Annotated in this window: 13 protein-coding genes; 7 read left to right on the plus strand and 6 right to left on the minus strand. The window is 54.4% G+C overall.

The window, feature by feature from the left end; translation table 11 throughout:
- Window positions 1-8: 8 nt before the first annotated feature.
- Together cpxA and cpxR are read right to left on the minus strand one after the other, a co-directional pair.
- Window positions 9-1,382 (minus strand): envelope stress sensor histidine kinase CpxA, encoded by a 1,374-nt coding sequence (gene cpxA / locus K6K13_RS00670; protein WP_222159117.1) that lies wholly within the window; start codon window positions 1,380-1,382, stop codon window positions 9-11.
- 16 nt (window positions 1,383-1,398) lie between these two features.
- Window positions 1,399-2,097 carry an envelope stress response regulator transcription factor CpxR gene (gene cpxR / locus K6K13_RS00675; RefSeq protein ID WP_222159118.1) on the minus strand — a complete coding sequence of 233 codons (699 nt, stop codon included), beginning with the start codon at window positions 2,095-2,097 and terminating at the stop codon, window positions 1,399-1,401.
- 107 nt (window positions 2,098-2,204) lie between these two features.
- On the opposite strand from cpxR, the gene K6K13_RS00680 reads away from it, so the two are divergent.
- From K6K13_RS00680 to aguA, 7 genes are all read left to right on the plus strand, one after another.
- Entirely contained in the window at window positions 2,205-2,618 is a 414-nt protein-coding gene (locus K6K13_RS00680) for a Spy/CpxP family protein refolding chaperone (protein WP_252120382.1), read from the plus strand.
- 585 nt (window positions 2,619-3,203) lie between these two features.
- On the plus strand, window positions 3,204-4,391 hold the full coding sequence (locus tag K6K13_RS00685) for a sugar transporter (protein ID WP_222159119.1): 1,188 nt from the start codon (window positions 3,204-3,206) through the stop codon (window positions 4,389-4,391).
- Between the two features lie 42 nt (window positions 4,392-4,433).
- Window positions 4,434-5,336: a CDF family cation-efflux transporter FieF gene (gene fieF / locus K6K13_RS00690; protein WP_222160916.1), complete on the plus strand. Its 903-nt coding sequence runs from the start codon at window positions 4,434-4,436 to the stop codon at window positions 5,334-5,336.
- A gap of 187 nt (window positions 5,337-5,523) precedes the next feature.
- The gene (pfkA, locus tag K6K13_RS00695) at window positions 5,524-6,486 is read left to right on the plus strand and encodes a 6-phosphofructokinase (RefSeq protein ID WP_222159120.1); all 963 of its coding nucleotides are present in this window, start codon (window positions 5,524-5,526) and stop codon (window positions 6,484-6,486) included.
- A gap of 194 nt (window positions 6,487-6,680) precedes the next feature.
- Window positions 6,681-7,157: a 2TM domain-containing protein gene (locus K6K13_RS00700; protein WP_222159121.1), complete on the plus strand. Its 477-nt coding sequence runs from the start codon at window positions 6,681-6,683 to the stop codon at window positions 7,155-7,157.
- Between the two features lie 70 nt (window positions 7,158-7,227).
- Window positions 7,228-8,112, plus strand: coding sequence for an N-carbamoylputrescine amidase (aguB, locus tag K6K13_RS00705; RefSeq protein ID WP_222159122.1), 885 nt, complete (start codon window positions 7,228-7,230; stop codon window positions 8,110-8,112).
- 3 nt (window positions 8,113-8,115) lie between these two features.
- Window positions 8,116-9,213 (plus strand): agmatine deiminase, encoded by a 1,098-nt coding sequence (gene aguA, locus K6K13_RS00710; RefSeq protein ID WP_222159123.1) that lies wholly within the window; start codon window positions 8,116-8,118, stop codon window positions 9,211-9,213.
- Between the two features lie 66 nt (window positions 9,214-9,279).
- On the opposite strand, the gene K6K13_RS00715 is transcribed toward aguA, so the two are convergent.
- From K6K13_RS00715 to K6K13_RS00730, 4 genes are all read right to left on the minus strand, one after another.
- Window positions 9,280-10,920, minus strand: coding sequence for an MFS transporter (locus K6K13_RS00715; protein WP_222159124.1), 1,641 nt, complete (start codon window positions 10,918-10,920; stop codon window positions 9,280-9,282).
- 66 nt (window positions 10,921-10,986) lie between these two features.
- Window positions 10,987-11,994: a glutaminase A gene (gene glsA, locus K6K13_RS00720; protein WP_222160917.1), complete on the minus strand. Its 1,008-nt coding sequence runs from the start codon at window positions 11,992-11,994 to the stop codon at window positions 10,987-10,989.
- Window positions 11,995-12,385: 391 nt separating this feature from the next.
- Window positions 12,386-13,153 carry a triose-phosphate isomerase gene (gene tpiA / locus K6K13_RS00725; protein ID WP_222159125.1) on the minus strand — a complete coding sequence of 256 codons (768 nt, stop codon included), beginning with the start codon at window positions 13,151-13,153 and terminating at the stop codon, window positions 12,386-12,388.
- A 103-nt stretch (window positions 13,154-13,256) separates the two neighbouring features.
- Window positions 13,257-13,850: a DUF1454 family protein gene (locus tag K6K13_RS00730; protein WP_222159126.1), complete on the minus strand. Its 594-nt coding sequence runs from the start codon at window positions 13,848-13,850 to the stop codon at window positions 13,257-13,259.
- Window positions 13,851-13,990 lie beyond the last annotated feature (140 nt).

Below are 13,990 nucleotides of genomic sequence, written 5' to 3' on the forward strand. Positions count from 1 at the left end.
TTTTGTGCTTAGCGTTCGTTCAGCGGCAGCCAGATGGTCAGACGCAACCCCCCTAACGGGCTGTCTCCTGCTTTAACCCAGCCTTTATGTTGCGTAATCGCATTCTCCACAATCGCCAACCCTAACCCCGTGCCGCCCGATGCCCGATCGCGCGCTTCATCGGTGCGATAGAACGGACGGAAGATTTGCTCGCGATCTTCAGGGTTAACGCCGGGGCCATCATCGTCAACGTTAATGGTGATCCCTTGATTATCAACGGCAAAGGCGACGCTGATATGCGTGTTTGAGTAACGCAGGGCGTTGCGCACCACGTTTTCGAAGGCGCTTTCCAGTGCAGAACGGTTACCGAACAGCGGCCAGGGGCCAGGTGGATAGGGCACGTCCAGCGTTTTACCCATTTGCTCGGCTTCAAAACGGGCATCGTCCAGCACGTCTCCCCACAGTTCATCGGCACGGATATATTCACGCCCCAGCTCGTTCTTGTGCTGGTTACGCGATAATACCAACAGATCGTTGATCATGCTGTCCAGCCGCTGCGTTTCGGTTTCAATGCGGTTCAACTCGTTGTTTTCGCCCTGGCGACGACGCAGTAACGCGGAAGCCAATTGCAAACGTGTCAGCGGTGTACGCAGCTCATGGGAAATATCAGAAAGCAGACGTTGCTGCGCGGTCACCATGCGTTCCAGCGCGCTGACCATTTGGTTAAAGCTGACGCCCGTGGCAAGAAATTCTTGCGGCCCTGCTTCCAGCTCGGGGTGCTGGCGCAGGTTGCCTTGCGCCACTTCATCGGCGGCTATTTTCAGCTTACGCGCCGGTTTTGCCAGACTCCAGGCCAGCCAGAGCAGCAGCGGTGTGCTGATAAGCATGGTGACAATCAGTAACAGCAGCGGGCGGTCCAGCAGCAAATTGATAAAATCGGACTGCGGGCTGTTCGCCATGCGGAGCAGGTAAACCTGGTAATTATCCTCACCGTCGCGCACGGAAAACGGCCCAAGCAGCTCGAGCCGGCCATAATTTTTCTTCTGCGGATGGTCGGCATTATCGGACTGGCCGATAAAGTTACGCACAATCTGCATTTCGGTTTTTTGCAGCGTACCGAAAATGCGCCCTTCGCTTGTGACGAAAACCAGACGCTGCCCCGGCGGTGACCATTTTTCGATCACGCGAAACAGGCGTCGCCACCAAAACAGATCGTTGGGCGGATCGGCGGCAAGATCGGCTTCGATATGCTGCTCCAGCATCACGCCCTGACGATACTCATTTTCCAGCAGCGCCGTCATCTGGCGTGAGTCCAGCTTGGGCAACATCAGCACCTGCATTAGCACCAACGCCAGCGTCAGCCAAAAAATGGCGAAAATGCGCGAAGTCAAACTGTCGATCATGCCGCAGATACCTATCTTAACTTGTTGATACCATTAAATAACCACGTCCGCGCAGCGTCTTAAACCAGGGTTGTCCGTCTTTACGTTCCGGCAGTTTACGTCGCAGGTTGGAAATGTGCATGTCTATCGCACGATCGAACGGCGTCAGACGTTTACCCAGCACTTCCTGACTGAGATGTTCGCGCGATACCACTTGTCCCAACCGCTGCGCCAGCAGGTAGAGCAGCGTAAACTCGGTGCCAGTGAGATCCAGCACTTCGGTGTCGAAGCTCGCTTCCTGGCGCCCCGGATTGAGGCGCAGACCGTCCACTTCAACGGTCGGTGAACCGTTATCCGTGGTCTGCTGCTGCTCAGTCCACGATGAGCGGCGTAAAATGGCGCGAATGCGGGCCACCAGTTCACGATCGTTAAACGGTTTAGGCAGATAGTCATCTGCCCCCAGTTCCAGCCCCAGAACGCGATCCAGTTCGCTACCGCGTGCGGTTAGCATGATGACGGGCGTCTGATGCTGCTGCCGCACCTCTTTCAAGGTGTCGATGCCGTTTTTCTTCGGCATCATGACGTCCAACAGCAGCAAATCTACCGTACTGTCCAATACGTTTAATGCCTGTTCGCCATCGTGGGCAACGACAACGTTAAAGCCTTCCATTTCGAGCAACTCTTTCAACAAAGCGGTGAGTTCTTTGTCGTCATCCACCAACAGAATCTTGTTCATGATTAGGCTACCTCCAGGGGCAAAATACGTCATAGATCGACGCTATTCCATGACTTTACGTAGTTTTACATCCTCTGACGCATGTTTGCAGCAAGGTGTTTAGACTTGTGTTCATTGATTCACAGATTGGCGCATTATACCGGGGGGTGATGATGCTACGGCGCATAAAAATCTCTCTCATTTCATTGCTGATGTTCGGTGTCGTTAACGTATCAGTAGCCGATAGCGATAGTGCGTCACTACCCAGTTGGCACCATGGCGATGCAGCCTTGCGAAACGCCATCAGTCAGCGCGGTCTGTTTGACGGTGTGAAACTGACGGAGCAACAGCGTCAACACCTGCGTGACCTGATGCAACAGGCAAGGCAAGACGCGCCCGTGCTGCACTTAAATGATATAGAAAAAATGCACACTTTGGTGACCGCTGAGAAATTTGATGAAGCGGCCGTCAGAAAACAGATTTCGCAGATGATGCAAGTGCAGGTTGAGCGCCAGATAGAAATGACACGCGTGCGAAATTAAATGTATAACTTGCTGAATTCAGACCAAAAATTAGTTCTTGAACAGCGATATCAACAGCGAATGAACGAGATGCGGCAGCAGTTATCCCAGGCTGAAGCATCCATGTCCCCCCTTTGGGGCGCTGAACAGTGAACCGAATCCCTGAGTAACCCTGTAGTGAGTAGTGTGTAGTGAGAGTAGTAAGAAGTTGATTTCCTTGCCATAGACACCATCCCTGTCTTTTGCCCGTCATGATGACGGGCTTTTTTTTGCTGTTTTTTAGGAAAAGGCTTTCAAAAACAGTGGGGTGTTAGGGAGCGAAATGCCAGATAAAACCAGTAAATTCATCCCTCTGCTCAGTGATTACGCCTGAGTTGACACCTAAAATTGGCGCTGTTCGTCGATTAACTGCCTAAAAAAAGTACCACAGCCCACCTCGATTCAGCGTAAAATGTGATCTGCTTTGCAGATTTTGGTGGGGTCGGCTCTGTCTTTGGTGTAGCTTGCCCCCTTTCTACTCGCGTACAGCGTTCGATGCCCCTCCCAGCGGCGCGACGCGCTGTCGATTTTCTTTCTACGTTGTTGATATCTGGTAGTGTGCAGCCCATGACCCTTTCATCCCGTTCGATAGCATGGTTTCGTGTTATCAGCCTCGCTATGGCGGCCTTTATTTTTAATACCGCTGAATTTACGCCCGTTGCTTTGTTGTCCGATATCGCCGCCAGTTTTTCGATGAGCGCCGCACAGGTGGGATTGATTATCACGATTTATGCCTGGGTAGTGGGCACCATGTCGTTGCCCTTTATGCTGGTGTGCAGTGATATGGAACGGCGAGGGTTGCTGATCAAGGTATTTATCCTGTTTGCGGTGTGCAACATCATTTCCGGTTTGGCCTGGAATTTCTGGGTGTTGGTAGCGGCGCGTATCGGTGTAGCGCTGGCACATGCCATCTTCTGGTCAATCACGGCATCGTTGGCTGTGCGTTTGGCACCTCCGGGCAAGAAAGCGCAGGCGCTGAGCTTGTTGGCAACCGGCACCGCACTGGCAATGGTACTGGGCCTGCCGCTCGGCCGACTGATCGGGCAGTATATGGGGTGGCGCGTCACCTTTAGTGGCATTGGCGTGGTGGCCGTTGCGATTCTGTTAGTGTTAATGAAGCTGTTGCCTCCGCTACCCAGCAGCCATTCCGGTTCACTGAAAAGTCTGCCATTGCTGCTCAAACGCCCGGCGTTGCTGTGCATTTATGCGCTGACGGTGCTGGTAGTGACCGCCCATTTTACCGCTTACAGCTATATCGAACCTTTTGTGCAGCGGGTCGCTGGATTAAGCGAAAACTTCACCACCGTATTGCTGCTGATTTTTGGCGGTGCCGGTATCATCGGCAGCATGCTCTTCAGCCGCTACAGCAACCGCTATCCGATGGGTTTTCTGATGGCGAGCATCGCGGCGTTGCCGTTGTGCATGGCGCTGTTGCTGCCAATGGCAAAAAATCCATTGGGATTGTCCATTGTCTGCGTGCTGTGGGGCATCGTTATCATGGCGCTGAGCCTTGGTATGCAGGTGAAAGTCCTGACGCTGGCCTCCGATGCCACGGATGTTGCTATGGCATTGTTCTCCGGCATCTATAATGTGGGTATCGGCGGCGGTGCGCTGTTGGGTAACCAGATCATCACGCATGTCGGCATGAACGAGATTGGTTTTGTCGGGGCCGCGCTGGGCGGTATTGCGCTGCTGTGGGGCCTGTTCATCTTTCGGCGCTATGCGCTGGTGTTTAGCCATGCTGTCATGAAGTAATGTCATGATGGGATAGTCGGTTTTGTTGAGGCGAGGTGCGTGATGGATTCGCAGTATGCGCATTGGGTAACGCGCGCCGCAGTGGTTGCGACAACCGTGGCGCTGCTGCTATTTATCATTAAAGTCTTCGCCTGGTGGTACACCGGTTCGGTCAGTTTACTGGCCTCGTTGGTGGATTCACTGGTGGATATCAGCGCGTCGCTGGTGAACCTGCTGGCCGTGCGTTATGCCCTCCAACCCGCTGATGATGAGCATGCTTTCGGTCATGGCAAAGCAGAGTCACTGGCTGCCATTGCCCAGGGCATGTTCATTGCCGGTTCCGCGCTGTTCCTTATCTTGACCGGGTTCCAACGGCTCGGTGCGCCGCAGCCGCTGTATGCGCCAGAGGTGGGGATTGTCATCACAGTGATTGCTCTGGTGTCAACGCTGCTGCTGGTGACGTTTCAACGCTGGGTGGTACGCAAAACCCAGAGTCAGGCGATACGCGCCGATTCATTGCACTATCAGTCCGATGTGTTTATGAACGGTGCCATTCTGGTGGCGCTGGTGTTGAGCTGGCGCGGTATCACTTATGCCGATGCCCTGTTTGCGTTGGGGATCGGGGTTTATATTCTCTACAGCGCGCTGCGCATCGGTTATGACGCAGTGCAATCGCTGCTGGATCGCGCGCTGCCAGAAGAAGAGCAGCAGGCCATTGTTGCGCTGATTCGTGGCTGGCCGGGCATTCATGGCGCACATCAACTGCGTACCCGGCGTTCAGGGCCTACCCGTTTTATTCAACTGCATCTGGAAATGGATGATGCGCTGCCGCTGGTTCGGGCACATGAGGTTGCGGACAGTTTGGAACAGGCGCTACGTGAGCGTTTTCCCGGTGCTGATATTCTGATCCATCAAGACCCTTCTTCTGCCGTACCGGAAGAACAGCGTGGGCGCATCGAGGTGTGATCCAGCCTGTATTTGTTTGAGAAATGTGATAGAAAATGGATTGTGCGGCATTATTTTGCCTGACCTGAATCAATTCAGCTCAGGACATTTGTTATAATATGCCTAAAAAGGTGAGCGACGGTTCGCCACGGCGGCCCGTCAGATAGAAACATCCTGCAAAACTACATCTACAAGTCCAGAGGTTGTCATGATCAAGAAAATCGGAGTATTGACGAGCGGTGGCGATGCGCCAGGCATGAATGCGGCGATTCGCGGCGTAGTACGCGCGGCGCTGACGGAAGGTTTGGAAGTCTACGGTATCTATGATGGCTATCAGGGCTTGTACCAGGATCGCATGGAGCAGTTGGACCGCTACAGCGTGTCTGATGTTATCAATCGCGGCGGCACTTTTTTAGGGTCGGCGCGTTTCCCCGAGTTTCGCGACGATCAGGTGCGTGAAGTTGCGGTACAGAACATGAAAAACCGTGGTCTGGATGCGCTGGTGGTGATCGGCGGTGACGGTTCTTATATGGGTGCCAAGCGCCTGACTGAAATGGGCTTCCCGTGTATCGGTCTACCGGGCACCATTGATAACGACGTGGCAGGGACCGACTACACCATTGGGTATTTCACCGCACTGGAAACCGTACTGGAAGCCATCGACCGCTTACGCGATACCTCTTCTTCTCACCAACGTATTTCCATCGTGGAAGTGATGGGCCGCCACTGCGGCGACTTGACACTGGCTGCGGCGATTGCCGGGGGCTGCGAGTTCATTGTCTTGCCGGAAGAAGCGTTCAAACCGGAAGATCTGGTGTGTGAAATCAAAGCGGGTATCGCTAAAGGGAAAAAACACGCCATCGTCGCCATTACTGAGCACATCTGCGATATCGATGAACTGGCGCGCTATATTGAAAGAGAAACCGGGCGTGAAACGCGTTCCACCGTACTGGGTCACATTCAGCGCGGCGGCTCCCCGGTAGCCTATGACCGCATTCTGGCGTCGCGTATGGGGGCGTACGCCATTGAGTTGTTGCTGCAAGGCTATGGCGGTCGCTGCGTCGGTATTCAGAACGAAAAAATGGTGCACCACGATATCATTGATGCCATCGAAAATATGAAGCGTCCGTTTAAACTCGATTGGCTGGAGACGGCAAGAAAGCTGTTCTAAATCTGGTGTCTGTGTTCTTTCGCACTAAAAGCCATCCCGCCGCATGACGACAGGGTGGTTGTTTTCTTGATGCGGTAGCCTGTCGGGAGCGTGTCAGGTTGCTGTCAGGTCGCTGTCGTGTTCACGGCAGATGCGTGGGCGTAGGTTGGGGCTGTGTTTCGTTCTTTGAAAAAAAAGCCATGAGGAAAACAACCATGAATACCAATCCGATTAAAACACTACGCCTTGCCCGCGCCTGGTCCCAGGAGCAACTGGCGGAACTCTCCTCCTTGAGTGTCAGAACCGTTCAGCGTATCGAGAATGGTGAGCGTGCCAGTCTGGATACGCTCGGCGCTATCGCCGCAGCGTTTGGCGTGAATGTTACCGAGTTGATGACGGAAGAGAGCGAGCAGACCCTGAGCGGAGAATCGCTTGAACGGCGCGTGCAAGCAGCAAAACGTCAGGTGCGGCAAGAGAGCCGTTTCTGGCGTTCGCTTGTCATTTATGTTGTGGTCAATCTGGTGCTGTTTGTGGTGAACCGAATGACATCGCCGGGTTCCCACTGGTTCCTGTGGCCACTGCTGATCTGGGGCAGTTTTCTGTTGCTGGAGGCGGTGAAGGTATTTTGGTTGCGCGATCGTTGGCAGCGCTGGGAGCAGGCGCGTGTACAGCGGGTGCTGCGTAAGCCATAATAGGTCGTACACTTAAACGGGTAGGGCTGGCGTTGAGCCAGCGTAATAGAGAGATAATAGAGGTCTTCGCATGACAAAAGTGACCGTTGCCGCAACGCAGATGGCGTGTTCCTGGGATCTGCCCAAGAATATTGAGAATGCCGAAAAACTGGTGCGACAGGCGCACGCCAAGGGTGCTCAAATAATTCTGATTCAGGAACTGTTCGCCGCGCCTTACTTCTGTATCGATCAGAGTCCTGAGCACTATGCTCTGGCGCAAACGCTGGAGACCAGCCCGCTTATCAAACACTTCTCCGCACTGGCGGCTGAGCTTGAGGTGGTATTGCCGCTGAGCTTGTTTGAGCGCGCCAATAACGCCTACTACAACTCGCTGGTGATGATTGACGCCGACGGTAGCGTGCTGGATGTGTATCGTAAAACTCACATCCCCAATGGCCCAGCGTACCAGGAAAAACAGTTCTTTATCCCTGGCGATACCGGCTTCAAGGTGTGGCAAACCCGTTACGCCAAGGTGGGTGTGGGTATCTGCTGGGATCAGTGGTTCCCGGAAACCGCGCGCAGCCTGGCGTTGCAGGGCGCAGAGCTGATTTTCTACCCGACCGCTATCGGTTCTGAACCGGCTTACCCGGATATCGACAGCCAGCCGCATTGGACGCGGGTGCAGCAGGGTCACGCGGCCGCCAATCTGGTGCCTGTGATTGCCTCTAACCGTATTGGGACTGAAGCAAGCAAATATATTGATGGGCTGGAAATGACCTTCTACGGTTCCTCCTTCATTGCCGATCAAACGGGTGCGCTGTTGGCACAGGCAAACAAAACGGATGAAACCGTGCTGGTGCACACCTTCGATCTGGACGCAATTGCTGCTCAACGCGCCAGTTGGGGGCTGTTCCGCGATCGTCGCCCGGAGATGTACACGGCGCTCGCTACCTCTGACGGCAAGACCCGGAGATAATCGATGTCACCTTCGACTCTCACTTCTACGCCGCGCCAGGATGGCTTTTTTATGCCTGCCGAATGGGCACCTCATGATGCGGTGTGGATGATCTGGCCCTATCGGCTGGATAATTGGCGCAACAACGCCTTGCCTGCACAGCAGACGTTCGCTGCTGTAGCACAGGCGATTGGTCAGAAGACGCCGGTGATTATGGGGGTGCCAGCGCAGCAAATGGCGCAGGCACGTAGCCTGATGCCTGCAACGGTGACGCTGATTGCGCTGGAAAGCGATGACGCCTGGATGCGTGATACCGGACCGACGGTGGTGCTAAACGGTAACGGTGAGCGCCGGGGTATCGACTGGCAGTTTAACGCCTGGGGCGGTGAGTTGGGCGGGTTGTACGACGACTGGCGACAGGATGAACAGGTCGCACAGCAGGTGCTGGCGCACCACGGCGACGCACGCTATGCGGCTCCGTTGATTCTGGAAGGCGGCTCTATTCACGTTGATGGAGAAGGCACGCTGCTGACCACGGCAGAATGCTTGTTGAACCCGAATCGCAACCCTCATCTGAGCAAGGCTGAGATTGAGCAGTTGATGCGTGACTACCTCAATATTTCCACCATTATCTGGTTGGAAGATGGGGTGTATAACGACGAAACCGACGGCCATATCGATAACATGTGCTGCTTTGTGCGCCCCGGTGAAGTGGCGTTGCACTGGACGGATGACGAAAATGATCCACAGTATGCGCGCTCTGTCGCAGCGTATCAGGTCTTATCCCAAGCTCGGGATGCGCAAGGGCGTGCGCTGAAGATCTGGAAGCTGCCTGCGCCGGGTCCGCTCTATGCGACGGAAGAGGAAGCGGCGGGTGTCGCATCGGGTGATGCAATTGAACGTTTAGCCGGCTCGCGTCTGGCGGGGTCTTACGTGAATTTTCTGATCAGCAATCAGCAAATCATCTTCCCGTTGTTGGATGCGCGTACCGATGATACGGCGCGTGACCTGCTGCAACAGATGTTTCCGGATTACGCCATTGTGGGCGTGCCCGCGCGTGAAATTCTGTTGGGTGGTGGCAACATTCACTGCATTACTCAGCAGATCCCTTCAGTGCGTTAAGCCGGTTTTTCTATCATCAAAAAGGCTCCGGTAACAACCGGAGCCTTTTTGTTATCTGACAGTGACCTATTTAGTCGGTTCTTTATCCAGATTATCCGCAGGCAGTTCACCGGGCAGATAGCCGGGCAGCCGGCCTGCCGGGATGATTGCCATCATGGACAGGAAGGCCATGATCAGCAGACCAAACTTCAGCGCTTTCAGGCGCGATTCCTCGTTAACGCGCACCGCTTCCGCCACTTGCTCCGGTGTTGCCGTGGTTTGCGACAGCACGGTGAGCAGACGGTCATTGCTGATAAAGTTAATATTATCCAGATTCACCTGTGCCTGAATTTCTGGGGTTAGCACCGGGGTTTGCACAATGTTGCGCATCACGCTGGAACTGAGCAGACCGATCAACAGCTCACCGGCCACGGCGGTACCAATCGCATTCGCCAGATTGTTGGTGGTGCCGCGCAGTGAGCCAACATCGCCCGCCAACTCTTTCGGAGAAGCACTCACCAGCACGTTAAACAGCAGGGTGACCAGCGAGCCCTGACCAATACCGAACGCCACCAGTCCAAACAGTACCGCGAACTCGCTCCAGTTGTTGCGCACGACAAAAGCGAGCCACAGCAACGAAAGGGTGCAGAGGATAAAGCCATAGCGGCCAATCTTTTGCGGCGTTAGCTTGTGGTAAAAACGCACGATAAGCGTTGCGGAGAAGAATACGGACAGGTTGAACGGCATCATGGCGATGGCGGTTGCCAGCGGTGTGCTGCCCTGCACAATCTGAATGTAGAGCGGCACGGAAAAGTTCAACATTGCTTCCAGCGCCACCACCGCAAACATGGCGACCACGGCGGCCCGCTCTGTGGGGGAGGTGATCACTTCCAGCGCCAGTAACGGGGTTTTGCCTTTCTCTTTTATGCGTCGCGTCCAGACCACAAAGAGCTGACCGAGCACGATACCCAGCGCGATCATAAAGGGCGCCGGAGATAAGCCCAGCAGATCGAAAGGCGCCGCGTCACGTACCAGACCCATACCCCAACGGTTAAGGTTGTTGAAGCCGAACGACATCAGAATGATGGCGCTTGCCGCCAGTACCACACCGACAATATCGATGCTGACTTCCGGTCGGCCCTTATCCGCTTTCATGCGGAAGCTGAGAAAGAAAATGACGGCGGACAAGACGATCAGCAGACCGAACGCCGGACGCCAGCCGATATAGGTACCCAGTACCCCTCCAATCAAAAATGCGGCCACACCAGCACCGGCGCGGGCCGAACCCAGTGTGCCGAGCGCGGTGGCTTGTTGTGCACCGCGATAATTCTCCGCAATCAACGCCACCAGCGAGGGCACCAACGCTGCCGCAGTGAGGCCGCTGAGCGCTTGTGCGCTGATCATGATGGTGGCGTTAGGGCTGAAGGTCATCATCACCTGAGCAACACCGAACAGCAGCACGGTAGAGCGGAAGATGATCAGTGGGCCAAATCGCTGGTTGAGTTTTGCACCCAACATCACGAAACCGGCGACGGACAGTGAATAGACGACGATACCCGTCGCAATGGTGGTGGGCGGCACATTGAAACTGTTCACCATACCGCCCAGCGCGACGGGAAGCGAGGCGACGTTGAATGACATCAGGATCTGGGCGAGGGCGATGGCGATCATCGGTGCCCATGACGCCTTCTCATCTGTCACTGTGTGCGGTGTTGATTGATTCACCATAATGGTTATCCCCTTATTATCCTTGTCATTTTGTGAATTTTTACGTCGTTGGCGTGGTAACGATGATTAGCCTTGTTCGGTGTAAGGTTCGGAGACGAACATATCCATACCCAGGCTGCGGGAAAGAAAGCGTGCGGCCAACTGGCCTTTGACACTGTTGCCTGCGCCGTCCAGCAAGGGCGCAAAGGTGCCTAAACCGCCCTTACCGGGCGAGACAGTGACGATGCCGCCGCCAATACCACTCTTGCCGGGCAGGCCGATGTCGTAGAGCCAGTCGCCGGATGTCTCATACAGTCCGGCGGTAACCATTACGGCGAGGGCGTAATGGCACACGTCATTGTTGACCACGCGATCGCGGGTGATGGGGTTGACGCCACCATCGGCCAGCGTTGCTCCCATCACCGCCAGATCGCGAGCGCTGATGTTCAGTGAGCATTGGCGGGTATATAAATCAACGGCAATGGCCGGATCGCAGCCGAGCCGTCCGTAGCTGTAAAGCAAATTGGCGATACCGCGATTGCGGAAATTGGTCTCACAGGCGGATTGATACACTTCCTCGTTAAGGGTGAGTTCTCTGCCCGCGAAACCGCATAATCCGCTGTAAATAAAATTCCATTTCTCGTCGCTGGTGCTGCCGGGGATCAGGCTGGTGGTGGCGATTGCCCCCGGATTCACCATCGGATTGGTGCGAGCGTCTGCGGTGAACTCAACCGCTGTGACTGAGTTGAACGGCATACCGGTACTGTTTACGCCCAGCTTTTCGCGTGCGACGCGGGCACCCAGTGCCTGACACACCAACGCGAAGACAAAGGGTTTCGATACACTCATGATGGTGAACTCATAATCCACATCACCTGCGGTGTGTACCGCACCGTTGGCGCCGACCATACAAATGCCATAAAGCGCGGGGGGAACGCGTTCAAGTGCAGGATAAACCTTAGATACAAAGCCCTCGTGGTTTTGCCCGAAACGCTGGTGGGCTTCTTGTATCAATCGTGTCACGGTGTCCTGGTCCGGCAGATGTCCGGTTGAAACATAGGGGCTGAAAGTATTGCTGGATTCGTCAAAGGGCATGGTGATATCTCCGTAATAGACCGCCATTTTCCTTACTTATCAATTTGATAGGGATGGCATCATTGAGGCGCTTTCTCCCTTCATAGAGCGTAGTACAGCGTGGCATGATGATTAGGGTGTGATTTGAGACGTATACGTTTTAAGGTAAAAGGCGGGTTTTATAGAAAATAATAAATATTCAGACATTTAAAATATTTAATCCCGTAAATGGGGATTTTGTTTTTCAGAAATACAATTTTTAATTTAGTAACGTGAAAAATTCACTGCGAAGGATTAAGTGCCTGGGGTTAGGCGGCATAAGAGTTTCAGAAAAGGAGTACAGCGAGGGGCGGAAACGAGAGGGTAAAACAGCGCATCTGTAAAACAGACACGCTGTTGCAGTATTACCGTATTACGCGCGCTTGGCTTCTGCGGCGGCTTTTACGATCACGGCAAAAGCATCGGCTTTCAGCGACGCGCCACCTACCAGTGCGCCGTCGATGTCCGGCTGCGTAAAGAGTTCAGCCGCGTTGGCCGCGTTGACCGAGCCACCGTACTGAATGATGACCTGATCGGCGACCGCTTTGTCCTGCTTGGCGATATGGTCACGGATAAACTTATGCACCGCTTGTGCCTGAGCAGGTGTTGCTGATTTGCCGGTGCCAATCGCCCATACGGGTTCGTAGGCGATAACCGCACCGTTAAAAGCGGTCGCACCCAATGTGCTCAATACCGCATCCAACTGACGGGCGACAACCGCTTCGGTTTCACCGGCTTCGTTCTCGGCTTCGGTTTCACCGATGCACAGCACGGGGATCAGTCCGGCTTCTTTCAACACGCCAAATTTTTTCGCAATGAATGCATCGCTTTCTTTGTGGTAGGTACGGCGTTCGGAGTGGCCGATGATGATGTATTTTGCACCGATATCTTTCAACATGGTGGCAGAGGTTTCGCCTGTGAAGGCGCCGGACAGGTTAACATCGACGTTCTGTGCGCCGAGGGCAATGCGACCACCGGCCAATTGATGATTTGCCTGATCCAGATACAGCTCGGGCGGCGCGATGGCGACGTTGCAGCCAGTCACTGTGCTGAGTTCTTTACGCAAACCGGCGATCAGCTCGATAACCATGTGCGTGCTGCCGTTCAGCTTCCAGTTACCCATGACTAATGGATGACGCATCTTTTTTCCTCCGGATAGGGATAGCAAGTAATTTTATTTTTCAGACAGTATAGAGACCAAAGCCGCGAGAAGCTCGGATTTTCATCACTCAATGCCAGCGCGATCACGGTTCAGATAGCGTTAGCTTAATCGGTTCAACAGCGAATGTTATCCCTTTTTCCCCATTATCTGCCACTACATATCGCAATGCGCCTTCCGTTTGTTGGTAAAAGCCCTGACGTTTGCCGATATCCAGCAATTCCGTGATCTTCTTGCTGCTTTGTTCTTCGGAGAGCGAGGGAATAAAGTGGCGCAGCAGCGCGGCCATATACTGGATAGCTTGGGCGCGGCGAGCACCGGTTTCAGGATCGCCCACCTGAGGCTGGTAGGTCAGTTGCATGGTTTTTATTTTGCCAGTGCCTCGCTCCAGGGCAGTTGACGCGTAGAGTTGGGCATTGATTCTGCTCGCAGCCCGCGTCAGCGGTCCGGCGGGCTCACCGGTATCCACCGCGCGGAATTCCCCTATCGGTAATGAGGGGTTGCTGAGGTTATAGCGCGTGCGAAATTGTGGGATAGTCTGGTCGAACGTGGGCGCGTCGGGCAGCAGGTACGGTGCCACCGTGGCGTCTTTTGACGGCACAAGGGGTTGCGCGTGAACCTCCGGTCCAGACGTCAGTAAGAGCAGGAGTAACGCTGGGGCAACGAGTCGTATAGTCATAGTTCCGCTATTGAAGTGTTCCGTTTTCAAAAGAGAGCGTTGTCAGAGCAAGAAGGGAGGCTCTGACAACGGGCGCTTGTCTGATTAAAGCGGGATTTGGGCGTGATTGTCAAAAGGCTCGTGCTGGCACACCCTTGTTG

It is taken from the genome of Symbiopectobacterium purcellii (assembly GCF_019797845.1).
Classification (GTDB): Bacteria; Pseudomonadota; Gammaproteobacteria; order Enterobacterales; family Enterobacteriaceae; genus Symbiopectobacterium; species Symbiopectobacterium purcellii.

What these genes read in the sequence shown, in the direction of transcription:
- cpxA (WP_222159117.1), bottom strand. Translation starts at nt 1,382, where the DNA reads ATGATCGACAGTTTGACTTCGCGCATTTTCGCCATTTTTTGGCTGACG.
- cpxR (WP_222159118.1), bottom strand. Translation starts at nt 2,097, where the DNA reads ATGAACAAGATTCTGTTGGTGGATGACGACAAAGAACTCACCGCTTTG.
- K6K13_RS00685 (WP_222159119.1), top strand. Translation starts at nt 3,204, where the DNA reads ATGACCCTTTCATCCCGTTCGATAGCATGGTTTCGTGTTATCAGCCTC.
- fieF (WP_222160916.1), top strand. Translation starts at nt 4,434, where the DNA reads ATGGATTCGCAGTATGCGCATTGGGTAACGCGCGCCGCAGTGGTTGCG.
- pfkA (WP_222159120.1), top strand. Translation starts at nt 5,524, where the DNA reads ATGATCAAGAAAATCGGAGTATTGACGAGCGGTGGCGATGCGCCAGGC.
- K6K13_RS00700 (WP_222159121.1), top strand. Translation starts at nt 6,681, where the DNA reads ATGAATACCAATCCGATTAAAACACTACGCCTTGCCCGCGCCTGGTCC.
- aguB (WP_222159122.1), top strand. Translation starts at nt 7,228, where the DNA reads ATGACAAAAGTGACCGTTGCCGCAACGCAGATGGCGTGTTCCTGGGAT.
- aguA (WP_222159123.1), top strand. Translation starts at nt 8,116, where the DNA reads ATGTCACCTTCGACTCTCACTTCTACGCCGCGCCAGGATGGCTTTTTT.
- K6K13_RS00715 (WP_222159124.1), bottom strand. Translation starts at nt 10,920, where the DNA reads ATGGTGAATCAATCAACACCGCACACAGTGACAGATGAGAAGGCGTCA.
- glsA (WP_222160917.1), bottom strand. Translation starts at nt 11,994, where the DNA reads ATGCCCTTTGACGAATCCAGCAATACTTTCAGCCCCTATGTTTCAACC.
- tpiA (WP_222159125.1), bottom strand. Translation starts at nt 13,153, where the DNA reads ATGCGTCATCCATTAGTCATGGGTAACTGGAAGCTGAACGGCAGCACG.
- K6K13_RS00730 (WP_222159126.1), bottom strand. Translation starts at nt 13,850, where the DNA reads ATGACTATACGACTCGTTGCCCCAGCGTTACTCCTGCTCTTACTGACG.